Below are 16,470 nucleotides of genomic sequence, written 5' to 3'. Positions count from 1 at the left end.
AGCAAGCTCGGCTCCTACAAGGATTGGTGGCGCTCGCAAATCTTTTGTAGGAGCCGAGCTTGCTCGCGAAGGCGGCCTAGACTGCGCCGCCATCCTCACTGCCCAAACCGATACTCCCGCTCAACCCGGCAAACCCGCGTATGAAACTTCGAATACCAAATCGATCGCCCACGCTCCTGAATCACCCGATGCTCAGGATTCTGCCGCCACGCAAGAATCGCCGCCTCACTCTCCCAATACGACACAGTAATGCCGACACCATCCGCCCCACGAACCGACTCCACACCGAGATACCCCGGTTGCATATTCACCAGTTCTTCCATGCGCTCGGCGGCTGCGGCATAACCGTTATCACCCTCGGTGCGCGTCGAGGTAAAGATCACCGCAAAACACGAGGTCATTGCCGTGCCTCCACGCAAGCTTCGACAAACGCCCGCACCAGCGGCGGGATTTTCCCTTTGAGCGCCGCGCGTTCCGGCTGGAACAACGTCGCGATGAAGAACCGATGATCCTTGAGCTCGATCGCGCGTAAATCCCCCGCCGAATCATGACCTGTGGCGTGTAGGCCATTGCTCAGAAGATCACCCTCGAACTGCGGATTCACACCGTAGCGGCAGCGATAGCCTTCCTCAATTTCCGACGTTTCGTACGCCTTGGCGATCAGCGAGCCGGGAATCAAATGAATGCTGCCCACCGCTTCGACCAGTGAGCAGGTCAAGGGCGTGAGCAAAGCACGTTCGGATTCGGGCGAGGTTTCGCCATGCTCGGCGTCGACCCAGCCCAATACGTTGCGGGAAAATTCCAGCACGGCATGTTGAAAACCACCGCAGGTGCCGAGGAAAGGTCGCTGCTGCTCGCGGGCAAAACGGATGGCCCGCAGAGCGCCGGCTTCGCTTTTGTAAGGGCTGGCGGGGACGCACCAGATACCGTCGAAACGATGCAGCGCGGTATCGACGTGGATCTGGTCGGTGGCCAGCCATTCGAAATGCACGGGGCGGGCGAGGTGTTCAGCGACCAGCCCAAGGGCGACGGGGATGGCCTGGTGGGCCGTCACCTGCGGGTCGTAATCGCCGATGAGGGCGATGGAAACAGCGTCCATGTAAATTCCTTTTTGAATAGATCGATGAACCCCTGTGGCGAGGGGATTTATCCCCGTTGGGCAGCGAAGCGGCCCCAAGATTTCAAGACCGACGACTGCTTCGCAGCCGAACGGGGATAAATCCCCTCACCACAGAGTTTTGCGTTTGCTTTGAAGAAGGTGTGATTGCCCGCTAACGCCACTCACTATAGATTGGCGCTCACGCACTCGATATTGGCGTTTCCCCAAGTGATCAATGCAGCGGCGCACTATCAGCTCGACTACCCCGATCTGGCCCTGATCCTCGCTTTAGTGCGCGGCGGCTCTCTGGCCCGTGCATCTCAGCTGCTAAAAGTAGACGTCTCCACCGTATTCCGCGCCGTGCGCCGTCTCGAAGCCGCGCTCGGCCAGCAACTCTTCGAAAAAAGCCGCGCCGGTTACCTGCCGACCACCCTCGCACAGAACCTCGCCGAGCAGGCCGAACGCGCCGAGCAAGCCCTCGAAGCGGCACGCATTGGCGTGGAGCAGGGCGGCGAAGTGATCAGCGGCACGGTGCGTCTGACCTGCACCGACTCGGTACTGCAAGGCCTGCTGCTGCCGGCGCTGGCGCAGTTCATGCCCAACTACCCGGCGCTGACCATCGAACTGAGCACCTCCAACGACTTCGCCAACCTCAGCCGCCGCGATGCCGACATTGCCCTGCGTCTGACACGCACTCCGCCGGAGCATCTGGTCGGACGGCAACTGGCGAAGATTTCCTACAGGGTCTGTGCCAGTCCGCGCTATCTGCAGAACGTCGATCCTACAGATCTGGCCGCGCTGACCTGGATCGCCCCGGACGACTTTCTGCCCGATCACCCGACCATCGCCTGGCGCCGTCAGCACTTGCCGGGCGTGGTGCCGGGTTATCGCTGCAACAGCATGCTCTCGGTGACGGAGTTGGTACGCGCCGGGCTCGGTGTGGCGGCATTGCCGGATTTTCTGATGGGCGATGACCTGCAAGCCTTGAGCGAACCGTTGCACGGTTACGACACCGCGCTGTGGCTGCTGACCCGTCCGGATTGCCGGGCGTTGCGCTCGGTGGTCACGCTGTTCGATGAACTTGGGCGGGCGCTGCGTCTGCCGTGATCAGCGCTGCGCAGACTGGCGCATGTGATCGTGCATCTCGCTGGTGAGACTTTCGATGCGCTCGGTCAGGCTCTTGGTCATTTCAGTGAGGCGGGTGTTTTGCTCCAGCAATTCCAGTAACTGCGCAGTGTTCTGTGCCGCTTGAGCCTGACGCTCAGTATTAGCTCGCGCGAGGTCTTCACGGTGCTGGGCGTCGGCGTCGGATTGCGCCTTGTCGCGCGCGGCCTGGCGGGTTTGCGCGAGCAGAATCAGCGGCGCGGCGTAGGCCGATTGCAGGCTGAACGCGAGGTTGAGCAGGATGAACGGGTAAACGTCGAACGTGGTCACGCCGAAAACGTTGAGGCAGACCCACAGCAACACGATCAGGGTTTGCGCGCCGAGAAATGTCGGCGTGCCGAAAAACCGCGCAAAGGCCTCGGCGCGTAGAGCGAAAGTGTCGTTGCCGAAGGTGGTGGCGAGGTGGGCGTGAGGGCGGTGGAAGCGCAGGTGATCGGTGGGGTCGGTGGTGGATTTTTCGGATGGGTCAGGGGTCATGATGGGCTCGGCGGGGTTGGGTGGCTGTGCATCACTATAGTCTTGCGTTGTGGCTGCCGGCCTCTTCGCGAGCAGGCTCGCTCCCACATTTGAACTGCATTCCTACTGATGAAACTCGGTCAAATTGTGGGAGCGGGCTTGCTCGCGAAGGCGGCGCCACCGTCCCTCAAACTCTGGCGTCATGCGCCAATGCGACACTGATCGTATTGCGCCCCGTATGTTTCGCCGTATACAACGCCTTGTCCGCATCCTCCAGCCAATCCACCGCGTCCTTATACCCGGCCTGATAGCGCGCCAGGCCAATACTCAAACTCACCCGCAAATCCGGCACATCCGGATGGCGATACTGCTCCAGTGCCTCGCGCAACTGCTCCATCAACACCTCGGCTTTGACCAATGGCAACGTCGGCAGAATCACGCAAAACTCATCACCGCCATAACGCCCGGCCAACTCATATTCATCGAGCATACGCTTGAGCTCCTGACCCAATTGACGCAGCGCGGCATCGCCAACGATGTGCCCATAACTGTCGTTGATCACTTTGAAATGATCGATATCGATCAACGCCAATGTGGCTTGCGTGTTGTGCTGACGACACTGCTGAAACTTCAGATGCAGCAGGTCTTTCCAAGCGCCGTGATTAAGCAAGCCGGTCAGGCTGTCGGTTCGGCTGAGCGCACTCAACGCACGTTTATGCTGGGACAGTTTGATCGCCAGTCGATAACAAACCATGCCCAGCGCCAGCGGATACAAGGTGAGCATCGGCAAGCAGGCCCAGACTTGCGCCTGTGTCATCGTCAGACTGAATTTGAAACCGAAGATCGACCAGCCCAGCAACACGCCGACGAGTTGGGCGAGGGCGCCAAACACGAACAGTCGCTGGCCACCGGCCGCCACGTTGTTCATGGTCATCATCGACAGAATGGTCACGGTCGCCAGCGGATTGAACTGAAAACTCGCCGCCCAGAACCCGCCGCACAGCGAGTCATAAAGCATGTTGCGGCGCTCGGCCTGATAGGGGAACGCAGAGCGCGTGGAGATCTGATACGCCAGATGCGGCCAGGCAAAGCCGTTAAACAGCAACAGTGCCCAGATCCAGCCCGGCATGTTCAGCGGATACAGCGCGGCGCCGACACAGAAAAACCCGACGCCCAGACCGATGATCCGGGGCAGGTAAATACGTCTGGCGAATGACAAGCCTTTGCCGCGATTGTTTTCCATGGTGTCCTGCGCGAGATTCGTCCTGAAATACTTTGCAGTATATTTCCTCAGGTCGACCGTCTGTCGGTCGATTGTCGGACATTGTCATTTATTCCAACGGCAATGATCAGTGTCCTTCCGAGCCATTAATCGATGGCTCACGCAGGAGAGCGGCGATTTAGAGCTGATAACAGCCGAGAAACATGTCCAGAGCCGATTCAACGACGGTGTTCTGCATCTCGGCATCCAGCGGCGGTTGGCCCATGGAAATCTGTGGCCAGAAGCCAAACGACTTCAGCAGGCCTTGAACCTGATGCGCGGCGAACTCCGGATCGATAGGTTTCAATCGACCGTCGGCCACCGCCGCACGAATCCACACCGTCAGGCCTTCTTCGCGTTCGCCCATGCGCGCCACCATGTTCTGCGCACGCTCCGGGGAATGGATGGTGGCGGCAATCGCGACCCGCGCCAGGCCGAGGAAATTGTCGTCGGCCATCATCAGCAATTTGGCCAACAGCATCTGCCGCAGCTGCTCGCGCAAAGGCTTGTCGGCGCAATACGGTTCGCGCATTTCTGCGCTGATCCGCGCCCACAATTGATTCAGAATCTCGGCGAACAGCTCTTCCTTGCTGGGGAAATGGTTGTACACCGTGCGCTTCGACACACCCGCCGTCGCGGCGATCTTATCCATGCTGGTGACCTCGAATCCATTGGCACGAAATTCGGCAATCGCCGCTTGAATAATGGCTTCGCGTTTACGGTCGGTGAGGCGCTGTGGAGCTGTCATAAGTAAGCTTCGGCAGGAAATGAATGAAATTACACTCGGTAGTTTACTTGTCATCGTGTTTGATGCAACCTAGAAACTACACCGCTCAGTGTAATGTTGCGTTAATCCTCGCAACCTAAAAAACAGACAGTTCGGCCTGTGCGTGCAGCCTTGGCCATTTATCGTCCCACCGTGAAACGCCGTGAATTCCCCGGTTTTTCAGGAGTCATTCAGTCATGGCCAACCCAAATCCCGCTTCAACACCCGAAGCCTCACGTCAGGCTCAAGGGCTGTTCCGCAACCACGCGCCGGTGCAGCGCGAAGGCCTGCGCAAAATGTTGCGGATCATGTGGAACATGATCTTCCATAAACCCCGCGACACCCGGCCCGCCGCGCCGATCCCTGTGCAAGCGCTGACCCGCGAAGACCTGCTGGCCGCGCCGAACCACAGCGTCTATCGCCTCGGCCACTCAACTCTTCTATTGAAGATGCGCGACAAATTCTGGATCACCGACCCGGTCTTTGCCGAGCGTGCTTCGCCCGTGCAATGGGCCGGCCCGAAACGTTTTCACCAGCCACCCATCAGCATCGACCAATTGCCGCCGATCGAAGCGGTGATCCTGTCGCACAACCACTACGACCACCTCGACTACCAAGCCGTACTCAAACTCGCCGACAAAACCAACTACTTCCTGACCCCGCTCGGCGTCGGCGACACCCTGATCAAATGGGGCATCGACGCCAGCAAAGTGCGCCAGTACGACTGGTGGCAGGGCACCGAAATCGCCGGCATCCGCTTCATCGCCACCCCGTCGCAACACTTCTCCGGTCGAGGCCTGTTCGACGGCAACAGCACACTCTGGGCGTCGTGGGTGATGATCGACGGAGACACGCGCATCTTCTTCAGCGGCGACAGCGGCTACTTCGACGGCTTCAAACGCATCGGCGAAGAATACGGCCCGTTCGACCTGACCCTGATGGAAACCGGCGCCTACAACGTCGAATGGCCACACGTGCACATGCAACCGGAACAAACCCTGCAAGCGCACATCGACCTCAAGGGCCGCTGGCTATTTCCAATCCACAACGGCACGTTCGACCTGGCCATGCATGCGTGGCACGAACCGTTCGACCGAATCCTCGCGCTGGCTTGGGAGCGCAGTGTGACGATCACGACGCCGCAGATGGGCGAGGCGTTTAATCTGGCGCAGCCGCAGCGGGGGAGTGCGTGGTGGTTGACGGTTGAAGGTGAGACTGAAGCAGCGGTGCAGGGCGCCTGACGCCTTATCGCGTCAAGCGAATACCACCTCAATACGCCCCTCTTTCCTTGAACGAGGGGCTGATTTCACCACTATTTGTACGTCTCGTCCGAGCCGAGAAAGACACTCCATCATCTTGGCTTCACTGATACCGCGAAATTTCCCGCGAAGCATTTCGGAGAGTTTGGGCTGAGACAAACCCAGAATTTCCGAAGCTTGAATTTGGGTCAGATGGCGTGCCTTTATGATTTCGCCGATCTTGGCCGCGAGTTGTGATTTGACCTGCATTTCACTGGCATTGGGCAAGCCGAGGTCTTGGTAGACGTTGCCGCTGCCTTCTTCAATTTCTATCATTTGATGATCCTTTGGCGTGATTCTGGGCAGCTCTAAGTCGGTTTCGGATTAGCTCAATGTCCGACTGAGCGGTTTTGATTCCAGACGTCGCCTTCTTCTGGAAACAGTGCAAAACGTAAACAGCGCTGTCGAAACGAACTGTGTAAACGGCGCGATAGGTGTTGGTATCGAAGTTCTCCACCAGTTCCAATACTCCTGCACCGCCAAAGCCCTTCAAAGGTTTTGCATCTGGGTGCTTCAGCCCATTTTGGGCGAGATCCAGTGCATAACCGAAAACGTCCTGCACGTCTGTGGGCATCTGCTTCAGGTCTTTTTTGCTGCTACACACCCACAAGAGCGGCTTCCTTGCACACATTCAAAATATACCTATGTTGGGATAATGGTCAACGATCCTTTTCATTGCTAACGCCTGGTTGAGACTTAGGCGTGATTTAGGGTGTACTGGTTTTTTGTACAGTTAATATTTGCTGGAATCAAATGCGTTTTGTATGCGGGTGAAACCATTTTCCGATCTCAGATTTTCAGTGCACAAATGCTGGCTGAATCTGGAAGAAATCACGTCAGAAAAAGCCTCCACCCCGTGTAGCGGCTACAAGTCAGGCTGACTTTTCCTACTGCTGATTGTCCTTGTTGCTGACAGCGCTTTCTGACGGTGTCGGTAGGCTGTATCGCGAGTGAATGAGTCACTCGCGTTTTTTCATACAAGGATGATCCGCGTGAAACACCCCTTTAAACGCCGCATATACACGCTGGCGCAAGCAATCCTGATTTCGCTGACAGCCACGACCATTGCCAACGCTGCCACCGCGAATACCCCGCTCGAATACGCCAGCGTTACTGAACTCGGCACCCTGATGGCGAACAATGAACTGACTGCCGTCGCACTAGTTGAGCACCTCACGCAGCGAATCGCTGACCTGGATAAACAAGGCCCGGCCCTTCACGCCGTTATCGAGCTCAACCCGCAAGCGCTCGATATCGCCAAGGCACTGGATGAAGAGCGCGCAGCAGGTCAGACGCGGGGCGCGCTGCATGGCATTCCCGTGCTGCTCAAAGACAACTTCGATACCGCCGACAGTCTGCAAACCAGCGCGGGTTCTTTGGCGATGGTCGGTCAGCCGGCTGCCGCTGATGCTTTCGTGGTTAAGCAATTACGGGATGCTGGCGCGATTGTGTTGGGCAAAACCAACATGAGTGAATGGGCTTACGTGCGGGACATGGATCTGCCACATGGCTGGAGCGGTCGCGGTGGCCAAGGGAAAAACCCACATCTGGCGAGTGAAAGCACCTGCGGCTCCAGCTCCGGTTCCGCCTCTGCTGTGGCAGCAGGTTACGCCCCAATTTCCCTGGGCACTGAAACCAACGGTTCGATCACGTGCCCGGCCTCGGCTAACGGCGTGGTTGGCGTCAAACCGACATTAGGTCTGTTAAGCCGATCCGGGATCGTGCCGATCACTCGACTGCAAGACACTCCTGGAACCTTAAGCCGAACCGTTCGCGATGCGGCGCTGACCTTAAACCTCATGCAAGGCATCGATGCAGCGGACTCGGCCACCTCGGGCGCACCGAAAGGTGTCGATTACACCGCGCTGCTGAGCAACGATGCTCTGCAAGGCAAACGCATCGGCTATCCCGTTGCCTATGTCGGCACAAACGGTACGCCTCTGACACCCGGCGTCGAATTTCTAATGGCCATGGCTGCAATGCAGGAACAAGGCGCCACGATCGTGCCCGTAACGGTTCGTTTGCCAGACATCGATGGCTACATCCCCAGCCTGATGGGCGGAATGAAACACGAATTGCCCGAATACTTCGCCAGCCGTCCCGACCTGCCAATTCAGTCGCTGCAAGCGCTGATCGACTTCAACAAAATCAATCCCGGCATTGAAGGTCACGGACAAAGCATGCTCGAAGCGATCAACGATATGGACATGACCCATGATCAGGCACGTGCTTCGCTCGCAACCATCAGCGAAAAATTCAAGGGCGCCATCGACGAACAACTGCAAGAACACAACCTCGACGCAATGATTGCCGAAGCCGACGGCTACTCGCAGTTCGCCGCCGCCGTCGCCGGCTATCCAGCGATCACTGTGCCATCGGGCATGGACGATGACGGACTGCCGACCTCGGTGTTCTTTTTCGGCAAAGCCTGGAGCGAGCCGCAACTGTTCGCCATGGCCTACAGCTATGAACAAGCCTCGGCCGAACTGCGTCATCCTGCCTTCAAGTAATCATCCGACCTGAGCAAAATCCCCACGCTCGACAGCATTCTGCTGCATAGCCTGGGGATTTAATTTACGGCCCGGCGCGAACCCGGGAAAGAACACCAACCCCTGCGCTTCCAAGCGATACGCCAATGCCAGACGCGCCGCATCGGCCACATCCTGCTGCGCCTCAAACCGCTGAATGTCTTCGACAGACACCTGGGCCTCACGCGACAACTGCTCAGCGCTCCAGCCGAGCATGGCTCGGGCCTGTACGCAATGCGTCGGGGTAAACTGGAAAAGCGCGATATGTTCGAGAATGAGGTTCATCGCAGAAGTGGCCATGGTGTGCTCCGGGCTCAAGAGTGCTGATTGAAAATATACTGTGTTTTTGTACAGTTGTTTTCGGCCGGGATCAAACGCATTTTTTGATTTTCCCTGATTCGCCGCCTCCAACCAGACGGACGGTGCCTGACCGAGTCGTCGCTGCTCGCTGAAGCTCGGCCCGGTTTGCGGTGCAAAGAACGATTGAAGGTAGGCAAGCTTACGGGTAACTGCTCCGTCGGCTGTGGGAGTGTTTGACGTGTGTTGGGACGTTGCAGAAAACTCCGACACCGTGTGGGTAGCTTTCCTTCAGGCGACACTGGGAAGGGCACGAGATCAGTGAAGTGGATACTCGGTTGATCTCAGATGGCCTCGGTATTCAAAAGAGAAAACGCATGTTGATCTTCAATTGCACCGAAGCTGCCAGCAAATTTTTCAGCCGGGTTCACAAAGGCAAAAAAATCACGCCGGTGGACAACAACCCCCCGTCGAAGGCCATTGAAGATGACGAGGCCAGCAATTCCGTAGAGCAATGGCTAGTCCATGCGATCACGGTGCAACGTAAGCACATATTGTTGGTTATCCATGTGCAAACCCGTTACTGCATGGTCTTCGCCGAGGCGAAAAAAGCCGACGCAGAAGGTTTCGTTGCCTGGTTTGCTGATCGTTGGCGTGAAGGATTGATCCGCGATGCGATCAATCACGGCTTTATGGATTGGGTCGATGCCGGTGTCATGCCGGAGCGCATGGATCAAGGCTGTCACGATTACAGGTTTTATCGGCGTAGCCATCGCAGTGCGCAAAAACACATTGATGAAATTGCCTGGTATTTCCAAGGCAGTGCATCTGAGTCGGGCTGTTTACCACCGGGTGAACGGGCAGCCATTGGTTTCGATGCCGCGATGAATGACACGCCCAGACGCAGCAAAGGTCAGAAAGATATGTACTGGCCGAATGTCGAAATGGTCGCTCACTGGTTGCGTGAATATTGCGCAGTTGATGAGGCGGGTATCGAACGTGCCTTGAAGCGACGTCTGGAGGCGTGGCGAGAGATCAATGCTTGTCATAGGCGCTAGGGTGCAGCCCATGCTTGAGCAACTCGGGCGCGAAGTCATCAGTAATCACGCTCGTATGTTGCAGGGGGAGAATGCTGAGCAGTATGAGCGTCGCTCCAGCAGTTCTTTATCCCGACATAGTCAGCCTGCTGGCGCCGTCAACCTGCAACTACCCCAAGGCTAACCGTCACTCCAGCCCCGGCGCCTCACGAATAATGAAGTGATCCAGGTTCTCGATATTGGCATTGAAGACCTCGAAAGGCTTTTCGGGGTTCTTCTTGCCGGGCACCTGCTTCAACTCCGGCGTCACCCCATAGAAGAAACAGAACAACGCCTTGTCGCTATCCACCGCGTGCTTGATCTCTTCCAGAAACGCCTTGCGCTTGCGGTAGTTGTCGATCAGCTTCTTGTTCAGATAAACACTGACCGGATACGGCTTCTTCTTACTGTCCTCGGTCTTCTTGAACCAGACCTTGTCCTCGAAATCGATACGAAAACTGGCACTGTGGAACTCCTCGATCTTCTTGATCCGCCCCCAGTAAATCAGCCCCTTGTTGTCCGTCAGATACTCAATCTTCTTGAAGAACGAACTGTACGGCGCCGAATGCTCGCCGACCTTCAACGGCATCCGCTTGAGCAACTCCTTGTCCGCGAAGTTGGAAACAAAACACTCCACCGGATGCGCAAACACACTGGTCTTGTCCGGCGCCGACTCACGACCTGCCGACTCTTTACCACTGTCCGCCGCCACCCGCACCGGATCTTCGCGCAACACATCCGCCGCCCCCGCTGGCGCGGCAGGCTTGCGCACATACTCGCGCCGGGTCAGCAACAACTCTGATGGGAAATGTTCCTCACGCCCGTCATCCACCTCGCCATCCGCCGTCTCAACGCCAGACGCTGAAGCCTTCAAACTCACATACGGACAACCCGCCACATGCTGCGTAGTGGGCAGGTTTTTGAAGTGCGGCGTGCGAACGTAATTCACGTTCTTGGCGTTGAACGTACCCAACTCATTGGAGGCCTCGAACGCCGAACGACAGGCATCGTTGGGGCACTGGAAGTGTTCCTTCGCAGAGTCAAACGCCACCGTCTCATCGAAATTGAGATCGCGAACATCATAGATCGACAACTTGTCGTCGAGGCTGAGGCAGTAGGCGAGATCGAATTTCATGGTGGGGCTCGGATCCTTGAGTGGGGGAGGGGTATTAATAGCGGGAGGCGGGGCGGGTTGCACTGATTGTTTTCAGGATGATGCGGGATTTGTGGGGATGAGCCTGCAATTGGTGGTATCACCTCAATCCTTGATCTTGACGTCCTGATCCCGCAGCAATGCTGTGAAGTGAGGGGATCCCTTCACTCCCGTCTCAGCCGCTTCACGCTCAGATATAGCGACTCAGTGAACGCCTCGCTGTCGTTCGAATGGTGACAGCGTCTATGACAGTTTGGGCAGAGCGCCACAGCGTTGCTGGTTCGATCAGACCCTTTATTTGCCAAGTGCTTAACGTGGTGGACTTCAAGATAGGGTGAGTCATTTTTTGTGAAGGGCGCAGGTTTCTTACATCCCTCGCATACACCTTTAGCCTTCTTCCGAACCCAAGCTCTTACTTTCGGGTCGCGAATGTAGGCAGTGCCTGGTGATGGAGCGCGCTTGGGCTTCAGAATCCCAACCGGTTCATCTCCAAGTGGCAGTTTTTCCAGTGCGACCGCCCTTTGCTCCAGAGTTTCCTCATCAGCAGTAGGAGCTGTCGGGTCTCCAGGCTTCACGCCTTTTTCAATCAGCACTGCTCGAATTGACTGCTCAACATTTGAGCCAACGTTTCGGGCGGGCTTATATCCTTTGATGAATTCTTGATGCATTTTCATCAGAACAGCGGAGATGTTCTGCATACGGAATTCGACCGAGCCTTTTGTTCGATTCGGTAGTGCCGTTTCGCGCAGGGCGAGATTCTCTGCGGTCTTAACAAACCTTTGACCGCGTTTCTCTAACGCGAGCATTTTCAGATAGGCATCTATGGCGGCCCTAACCTCAGCAATGCTCCAATCGCTATCTTTGTTCGTTGTGCTCATAAAATCGCCGAGGATGGAAATCCTCGGACGATACTGAGTGGCCATCACTGTTGTCTACGAAAAATCCTACACCAATGATGGATCTTTCTCTCAAGCTCGTCCTAGGACGTTGCACCATTTCATCTGCTGGCAACGAAAGCCGCAGGCTTCTCGGCCTTCTTTATTGGAGCTTCACTAGATAACTTCGATAGATCCAGCCTTCCACATCTTCACCGTCGACATCTGCCTTGACTTTAATCCAGGAGGACGTGTCACCATGAATGTTCTCGACCCATTCTCCCTTTGGCAGGCGGGCTAATTCATCTGAGTTTTTGTTAGGTGTTGCGCGCAGGATGACTTCGTCAGCCGTAACGACGCTATAACCCTTGAGCAGCGCACGTTGTTCACTTGTTAGCGACTTAACTGTCGCGCGAATTTCTTCGGGGGTTTTTGATGCTTCTGTAGCGCTGTATGACGTTGTGATCAGGGCGGCTAGGGCGATTACGTTTAAAAATTTCTGCAATTTATCCCAGAAGAAAGTAAGGAACACTGAAAGGTATCTGTATGCGTCCACTGAAAGCTCAGTAAGGCTCGCTCCATTTTCAATGACTTCAACTATTTCTTTTTCCAGATCAAGCTTGTTAGACGGAGGAGTGTAGAGGGTTTCTGTGCTTGTATCGAAGTGTGCAGAGTCGAATGTAAAATGTTTTGTGGTTCTATGAGCTTCGGGTGAATGAGAGGTCAGGTAGTTATAGAGGAGGGAGTTTTTCTGCTCTTCAAACCATTCAGGTGCGAGGGCAAGAACTTCAATATTATTGAGGCTCGCTGTTGCTTTTCGAATTCGGTTGCTGACGGCTAAGCCAATATTTTTGGCTGGTTTATAGCCTGAAATACGTTGTAAGCCCAGCTCTTCGAATACTGCAGAAATGTTCTGCATCCGAAACTCAACAGAGGCTTTAGTACGACTATTTAAAACTCCCTCACGTAGCACACGATTCTCATGAGCTTTATTGACGGTCTGACCACTTTGTTCACGCAGCAACATTCGGAAGTAAGCCTCGACCGTTGCTTGAATCTCCACATCGCTCCAATCGTTGGTGCTCATTTCCGTATTCCTAGAATCGTCCGAGGTCTAAAGCACTCGAACGATACTGAGTGGTCATCACGACTGTCTAGGAAAAATACTACATTTGCTGGCGATGGGGCTCACGCGTGATCCTACAAGTGCAGCACTAACTCATCGAACGTCTCGACGAAAGAAACAGTTGCATCGCCTTCCACCACCAAGGCTTAGTAGTCGTTACTCTCCGTTGTTTTTGATCCTGCAACAGAAACGGCATATCCCTTAGCCGAATCCAGCCCTCATCCTGCCAATGCAGCAAACTCAAAGACATCTCCGGCCAATCCAACAAGCTCAACATTGGCCGATTCGAATCTCCTGAATCTGCAGCATCCCGCAAGGTTGGCACTACCTCATTGGTCAGCCACTCCCGCAACAACCGATTCCCCGGAACGTAGTGATAGACCAACAACGCATACACCCCAGATTCACTGAGCATCAGATGCTGTTCAGGTTCTCGAAAGTACTCAATCCACATGACGCGGCGTTGATCGCTATCTAGCTTGTTGATCACCCGATCATTCAGATGGAAACCCATCAAGCGGCCAACATCACGAGCGGAGAACCAAGGCTGGTTCTCTAATAGAAGGGCATGCAGAGAAAGTTTGTGGCGAGAGAAGACGGTTACCGAGCATGGATAAGGCATATCTATGACCTCTACGTTTTAGATTTTGAGAGGGCCTGACTCCAACGTAGAGCGGACTTAAGAAATCCCAACGAGCAGAGCAGTTGCCACCGACGAATTACGCGTCTGTGTCACTGACCAAGCTTTCTACGTTGGGCGTTTCTTAGGCACCTGCGATAGAGCTTAGTAGTGCTCGTGGCAGGCTTCAATGGGAAGAGGCTGTAAGTGCTGTAGGAGATTGAACGCTGTGACGTAGGCGTAAATATGATTACCAATCGCCCATAAAAAAGCCCCGATCAGATCGGGGCTTTTTGCTTTCTCGACTCGCCGACTCAAACCGCAATCGTCAAATCGTGCCAAGCGAGACTATTAGTCCCAGCTCAACGCACCACCAGTTTGGTATTCGATCACACGAGTCTCAAAGAAATTCTTCTCTTTCTTCAAGTCCATAATCTCGCTCATCCAAGGGAACGGGTTAGTCGTCCCTGGATACTCTTCCTTCAAACCAATCTGCGACAACCGACGGTTAGCGATGAACTTCAGGTAGTCCTCCATCATCGCCGCGTTCATGCCCAACACCCCGCGAGGCATGGTGTCACGCGCGTATTCAATCTCCAGCTGCGTACCCTGCAGAATCATCTGGGTCGCTTCTTCCTTCATCTCAGCATCCCACAGGTGCGGGTTTTCGATTTTGATCTGGTTGATCACGTCGATGCCGAAGTTCAGGTGCATGGATTCGTCGCGCAGGATGTATTGGAACTGCTCGGCGACGCCGGTCATTTTGTTGCGGCGGCCCATGGAGAGGATTTGGGTGAAGCCGCAGTAGAAGAAGATGCCTTCCAGAACGCAGTAGTAGGCGATCAGGTTGCGCAGCAACTCTTTGTCGGTGTCCGGGGTGCCGGTTTCGAACTTCGGATCGGAGATCGAACGGGTGTATTTCAGGCCCCAAGCGGCTTTTTTCGCGACCGATGGGATCTCGTGGTACATGTTGAAGATCTCGCCTTCATCCATGGCCAGCGATTCGATGCAGTACTGGTAGGCGTGGGTGTGGATCGCTTCTTCGAAAGCCTGGCGCAGGATGTACTGGCGGCATTCCGGGTTGGTGATCAGGCGGTACACGGCCAGTACCAGGTTGTTGGCAACCAGGGAGTCGGCGGTGGAGAAGAAGCCGAGGTTGCGCATGACGATGCGGCGCTCGTCGTCGGTCAGGCCTTCCGGGTCTTTCCAGAGGGCGATGTCGGCGGTCATGTTGACTTCTTGCGGCATCCAGTGGTTTGCGCAACCGTCCAGATATTTCTGCCAGGCCCAGTCGTACTTGAATGGCACGAGTTGGTTGAGGTCGGCGCGGCAGTTGATCATGCGCTTTTCGTCAACGGCGACACGGGCGGAGGCGCCTTCGAGTTCGGCGAGGCCTTCGGCAACGTCGAGGGAGTTCAGTGCAGCCTTGGCGCGGGCCACGGCGGCCGAGTCGTCGGCGGTCACGGCGCGGGCTTCGATCGCGGCGGCACCGCCAGCGTTATCGAGGCGATCCATGTTGGCTTCAGTAGCGTGGCCGGCGTTGGCGCCTTTCACTGCTGCTACTTCACTGTCTTCTTTGTCGAATTCGTCCCAGCTCAGCATGACGTGTCGTCTCCTGCGTGAGGGCCTGTCGCCCGTGTGAAACCTGATTGGTTGGTTTTTCACACGGTCGTACAGACCGCGTTGGATCTTAAGGAATCGTTTTTTGCAGCTATACGCAGGCAATAAAACAGAATTTTTTCCGGGTTTCCGAGAGCCTCTGACGGGCGCAATCAGCGTTGAACACTGCTGCGGGGCTTCAGAATGGCTTTTGATCCCTGTAAGGGAATATTGCTAACCCGATTAGGGCGGCATTATAGGGAAAAAAATGAGGTCGTGGGGGAGGGCGAAAGCGCGCAGGGCGGTCGATCAGGAAGGGGATTTCAGTCGGAGCGAGGGTTTACAGGGCTTTCGCTGGGATTGGCCCCTGAGAATTTTTTTTGATTAATTTTTTCGTCGGGCTTTGGTTGCTCAAGAAATGAGCAAAAAACCGCGTTTTTCACTATATCTTGTGTTTTGCAACCCTTTTGACCGACTCCAGACACAACTGAGCCCGACCGAAGCCGGGCTGGAATCGATCCTCAGTGAAGCGCTGAGAGATCCAATTCGGTGCAGTCTGAAATCATCAATTAGTGCAGCCGTTGCCCATCACGCTGTAACGCAGAATGTGGCGCTGGCCGGTGGAGTCGTCGTATTCCATTTTCATTGGCACAACTTCGCAGACATTCGGAACTTCGCTCATCGATACAACGTTGGCGATGTCCAGGTGGGTCGAGTAAGTGTATTCCTCGATGGCCGGTTTTTGCTGGGCGACATCAGTCGGGACCTCGTTTGCCATGGCGGTTGCGCACAGACTGCTGAGGGCCAGAACCAATAAAGCTTTCATTTCAAATTTACCTTTTTGAGGTCGAGTGGGGTCACGCAACCTTTTTAGGGTTGCGTGTGGAACTTCATCGTTTGCGGTTGTTACTTGAGAGCTGGATTAACGGCCTTCGTGGGGGCTGTAACGTTGTTAATCGCGTTTGCCTTGTCGGCGAGGTGAATTCTAGGGAGGTGGGGTGGGGGTAAACAGACCGGGTTTTGATAAACACTTTTCACATATTTGGTAACAATCCCCCCGAAACCACCTCAATCCCCCTGTAGGAGCTGCCGAAGGCTGCGATCTTTTGATCTGGATGTTTAGGGGCAAGGTCAAAAGATCGCAGCCTTCGGC

The 16,470-nt window shown here is 55.4% G+C and carries 18 protein-coding genes; 4 read left to right on the top strand and 14 right to left on the bottom strand.

Annotated features, from left to right (window positions below):
• Positions 1–95: 95 nt before the first annotated feature.
• On the bottom strand, positions 96–401 hold the full coding sequence (locus QMX93_RS24805; protein WP_159812747.1) for an antibiotic biosynthesis monooxygenase: 306 nt from the start codon (positions 399–401) through the stop codon (positions 96–98).
• Positions 398–1,105: a CTP synthase gene (locus QMX93_RS24800; protein WP_282358293.1), complete on the bottom strand. Its 708-nt coding sequence runs from the start codon at positions 1,103–1,105 to the stop codon at positions 398–400. The genes QMX93_RS24805 and QMX93_RS24800 overlap by 4 nt, the downstream gene beginning before the upstream one ends.
• Positions 1,106–1,264: 159 nt before the next feature.
• On the opposite strand from QMX93_RS24800, the gene QMX93_RS24795 reads away from it, so the two are divergent.
• On the top strand, positions 1,265–2,206 hold the full coding sequence (locus QMX93_RS24795; RefSeq protein WP_282358291.1) for a LysR family transcriptional regulator: 942 nt from the start codon (positions 1,265–1,267) through the stop codon (positions 2,204–2,206).
• On the opposite strand, the gene QMX93_RS24790 is transcribed toward QMX93_RS24795, so the two are convergent.
• The 3 genes from QMX93_RS24790 to QMX93_RS24780 form a co-directional block, all read right to left on the bottom strand.
• On the bottom strand, positions 2,207–2,740 hold the full coding sequence (locus QMX93_RS24790; RefSeq protein ID WP_282358290.1) for a DUF1003 domain-containing protein: 534 nt from the start codon (positions 2,738–2,740) through the stop codon (positions 2,207–2,209).
• Positions 2,741–2,906: 166 nt separating this feature from the next.
• The gene (locus QMX93_RS24785) at positions 2,907–3,962 is read right to left on the bottom strand and encodes a diguanylate cyclase (protein WP_282358289.1); all 1,056 of its coding nucleotides are present in this window, start codon (positions 3,960–3,962) and stop codon (positions 2,907–2,909) included.
• 157 nt (positions 3,963–4,119) lie between these two features.
• Positions 4,120–4,728 carry a TetR/AcrR family transcriptional regulator gene (locus QMX93_RS24780; protein ID WP_282358288.1) on the bottom strand — a complete coding sequence of 203 codons (609 nt, stop codon included), beginning with the start codon at positions 4,726–4,728 and terminating at the stop codon, positions 4,120–4,122.
• 215 nt (positions 4,729–4,943) lie between these two features.
• Between QMX93_RS24780 and QMX93_RS24775 the strand changes: the two genes are divergently transcribed.
• Complete coding sequence (locus QMX93_RS24775) at positions 4,944–5,987, top strand: MBL fold metallo-hydrolase (RefSeq protein WP_282358287.1); 1,044 nt, start codon at positions 4,944–4,946, stop codon at positions 5,985–5,987.
• Positions 5,988–5,999: 12 nt separating this feature from the next.
• Here QMX93_RS24775 and QMX93_RS24770 read toward each other — a convergent pair whose 3' ends face one another.
• Both QMX93_RS24770 and QMX93_RS24765 read right to left on the bottom strand, forming a co-directional pair.
• Positions 6,000–6,320: a helix-turn-helix transcriptional regulator gene (locus QMX93_RS24770; protein WP_053122912.1), complete on the bottom strand. Its 321-nt coding sequence runs from the start codon at positions 6,318–6,320 to the stop codon at positions 6,000–6,002.
• Positions 6,307–6,675: a type II toxin-antitoxin system RelE/ParE family toxin gene (locus QMX93_RS24765; protein WP_159812737.1), complete on the bottom strand. Its 369-nt coding sequence runs from the start codon at positions 6,673–6,675 to the stop codon at positions 6,307–6,309. The genes QMX93_RS24770 and QMX93_RS24765 overlap by 14 nt, the downstream gene beginning before the upstream one ends.
• 361 nt (positions 6,676–7,036) lie before the next feature.
• Between QMX93_RS24765 and QMX93_RS24760 the strand changes: the two genes are divergently transcribed.
• A complete protein-coding gene (locus tag QMX93_RS24760; protein WP_282358286.1) occupies positions 7,037–8,554 on the top strand; it encodes an amidase family protein in 1,518 nt (505 codons plus the stop codon).
• Here QMX93_RS24760 and QMX93_RS24755 read toward each other — a convergent pair whose 3' ends face one another.
• On the bottom strand, positions 8,555–8,872 hold the full coding sequence (locus QMX93_RS24755; protein ID WP_212543847.1) for an XRE family transcriptional regulator: 318 nt from the start codon (positions 8,870–8,872) through the stop codon (positions 8,555–8,557).
• 374 nt (positions 8,873–9,246) lie between these two features.
• Here QMX93_RS24755 and QMX93_RS24750 point away from each other — a divergent pair, with 374 nt between their 5' ends.
• A complete protein-coding gene (locus QMX93_RS24750) occupies positions 9,247–9,927 on the top strand; it encodes a hypothetical protein (protein WP_282358285.1) in 681 nt (226 codons plus the stop codon).
• Positions 9,928–10,093: 166 nt separating this feature from the next.
• Here the strand turns inward: QMX93_RS24750 and QMX93_RS24745 are convergent, their stop codons facing one another.
• The 6 genes from QMX93_RS24745 to QMX93_RS24720 form a co-directional block, all read right to left on the bottom strand.
• On the bottom strand, positions 10,094–11,080 hold the full coding sequence (locus QMX93_RS24745) for a hypothetical protein (protein ID WP_282358284.1): 987 nt from the start codon (positions 11,078–11,080) through the stop codon (positions 10,094–10,096).
• A 182-nt stretch (positions 11,081–11,262) separates the two neighbouring features.
• Positions 11,263–11,976 (bottom strand): HNH endonuclease, encoded by a 714-nt coding sequence (locus tag QMX93_RS24740; protein ID WP_282358292.1) that lies wholly within the window; start codon positions 11,974–11,976, stop codon positions 11,263–11,265.
• Positions 11,977–12,136: 160 nt separating this feature from the next.
• Positions 12,137–13,060, bottom strand: coding sequence for an SH3 domain-containing protein (locus QMX93_RS24735; RefSeq protein ID WP_282358283.1), 924 nt, complete (start codon positions 13,058–13,060; stop codon positions 12,137–12,139).
• 127 nt (positions 13,061–13,187) lie between these two features.
• Positions 13,188–13,721 carry a Bro-N domain-containing protein gene (locus tag QMX93_RS24730; protein WP_282358280.1) on the bottom strand — a complete coding sequence of 178 codons (534 nt, stop codon included), beginning with the start codon at positions 13,719–13,721 and terminating at the stop codon, positions 13,188–13,190.
• 348 nt (positions 13,722–14,069) lie between these two features.
• Positions 14,070–15,320 (bottom strand): ribonucleotide-diphosphate reductase subunit beta, encoded by a 1,251-nt coding sequence (locus QMX93_RS24725; protein WP_064119947.1) that lies wholly within the window; start codon positions 15,318–15,320, stop codon positions 14,070–14,072.
• 562 nt (positions 15,321–15,882) lie between these two features.
• Complete coding sequence (locus QMX93_RS24720) at positions 15,883–16,143, bottom strand: DUF2790 domain-containing protein (RefSeq protein ID WP_053122884.1); 261 nt, start codon at positions 16,141–16,143, stop codon at positions 15,883–15,885.
• Between the last annotated feature and the right edge of the window lie 327 nt (positions 16,144–16,470).

Source organism: Pseudomonas sp. PS01303, assembly GCF_029959385.1.
In the GTDB taxonomy this organism is placed as follows: domain Bacteria; phylum Pseudomonadota; class Gammaproteobacteria; order Pseudomonadales; family Pseudomonadaceae; genus Aquipseudomonas; species Aquipseudomonas rustica.
Note: the sequence above shows the minus strand (reverse complement) of the source record. Positions and strands in the feature narration are given on the sequence as shown.

What these genes read in the sequence shown, in the direction of transcription:
- QMX93_RS24805 (WP_159812747.1), bottom strand. Translation starts at nt 401, where the DNA reads ATGACCTCGTGTTTTGCGGTGATCTTTACCTCGACGCGCACCGAGGGT.
- QMX93_RS24790 (WP_282358290.1), bottom strand. Translation starts at nt 2,740, where the DNA reads ATGACCCCTGACCCATCCGAAAAATCCACCACCGACCCCACCGATCAC.
- QMX93_RS24785 (WP_282358289.1), bottom strand. Translation starts at nt 3,962, where the DNA reads ATGGAAAACAATCGCGGCAAAGGCTTGTCATTCGCCAGACGTATTTAC.
- QMX93_RS24780 (WP_282358288.1), bottom strand. Translation starts at nt 4,728, where the DNA reads ATGACAGCTCCACAGCGCCTCACCGACCGTAAACGCGAAGCCATTATT.
- QMX93_RS24775 (WP_282358287.1), top strand. Translation starts at nt 4,944, where the DNA reads ATGGCCAACCCAAATCCCGCTTCAACACCCGAAGCCTCACGTCAGGCT.
- QMX93_RS24770 (WP_053122912.1), bottom strand. Translation starts at nt 6,320, where the DNA reads ATGATAGAAATTGAAGAAGGCAGCGGCAACGTCTACCAAGACCTCGGC.
- QMX93_RS24765 (WP_159812737.1), bottom strand. Translation starts at nt 6,675, where the DNA reads ATGTGTGCAAGGAAGCCGCTCTTGTGGGTGTGTAGCAGCAAAAAAGAC.
- QMX93_RS24755 (WP_212543847.1), bottom strand. Translation starts at nt 8,872, where the DNA reads ATGGCCACTTCTGCGATGAACCTCATTCTCGAACATATCGCGCTTTTC.
- QMX93_RS24750 (WP_282358285.1), top strand. Translation starts at nt 9,247, where the DNA reads ATGTTGATCTTCAATTGCACCGAAGCTGCCAGCAAATTTTTCAGCCGG.
- QMX93_RS24745 (WP_282358284.1), bottom strand. Translation starts at nt 11,080, where the DNA reads ATGAAATTCGATCTCGCCTACTGCCTCAGCCTCGACGACAAGTTGTCG.
- QMX93_RS24740 (WP_282358292.1), bottom strand. Translation starts at nt 11,976, where the DNA reads ATGAGCACAACGAACAAAGATAGCGATTGGAGCATTGCTGAGGTTAGG.
- QMX93_RS24735 (WP_282358283.1), bottom strand. Translation starts at nt 13,060, where the DNA reads ATGAGCACCAACGATTGGAGCGATGTGGAGATTCAAGCAACGGTCGAG.
- QMX93_RS24730 (WP_282358280.1), bottom strand. Translation starts at nt 13,721, where the DNA reads ATGCCTTATCCATGCTCGGTAACCGTCTTCTCTCGCCACAAACTTTCT.
- QMX93_RS24725 (WP_064119947.1), bottom strand. Translation starts at nt 15,320, where the DNA reads ATGCTGAGCTGGGACGAATTCGACAAAGAAGACAGTGAAGTAGCAGCA.
- QMX93_RS24720 (WP_053122884.1), bottom strand. Translation starts at nt 16,143, where the DNA reads ATGAAAGCTTTATTGGTTCTGGCCCTCAGCAGTCTGTGCGCAACCGCC.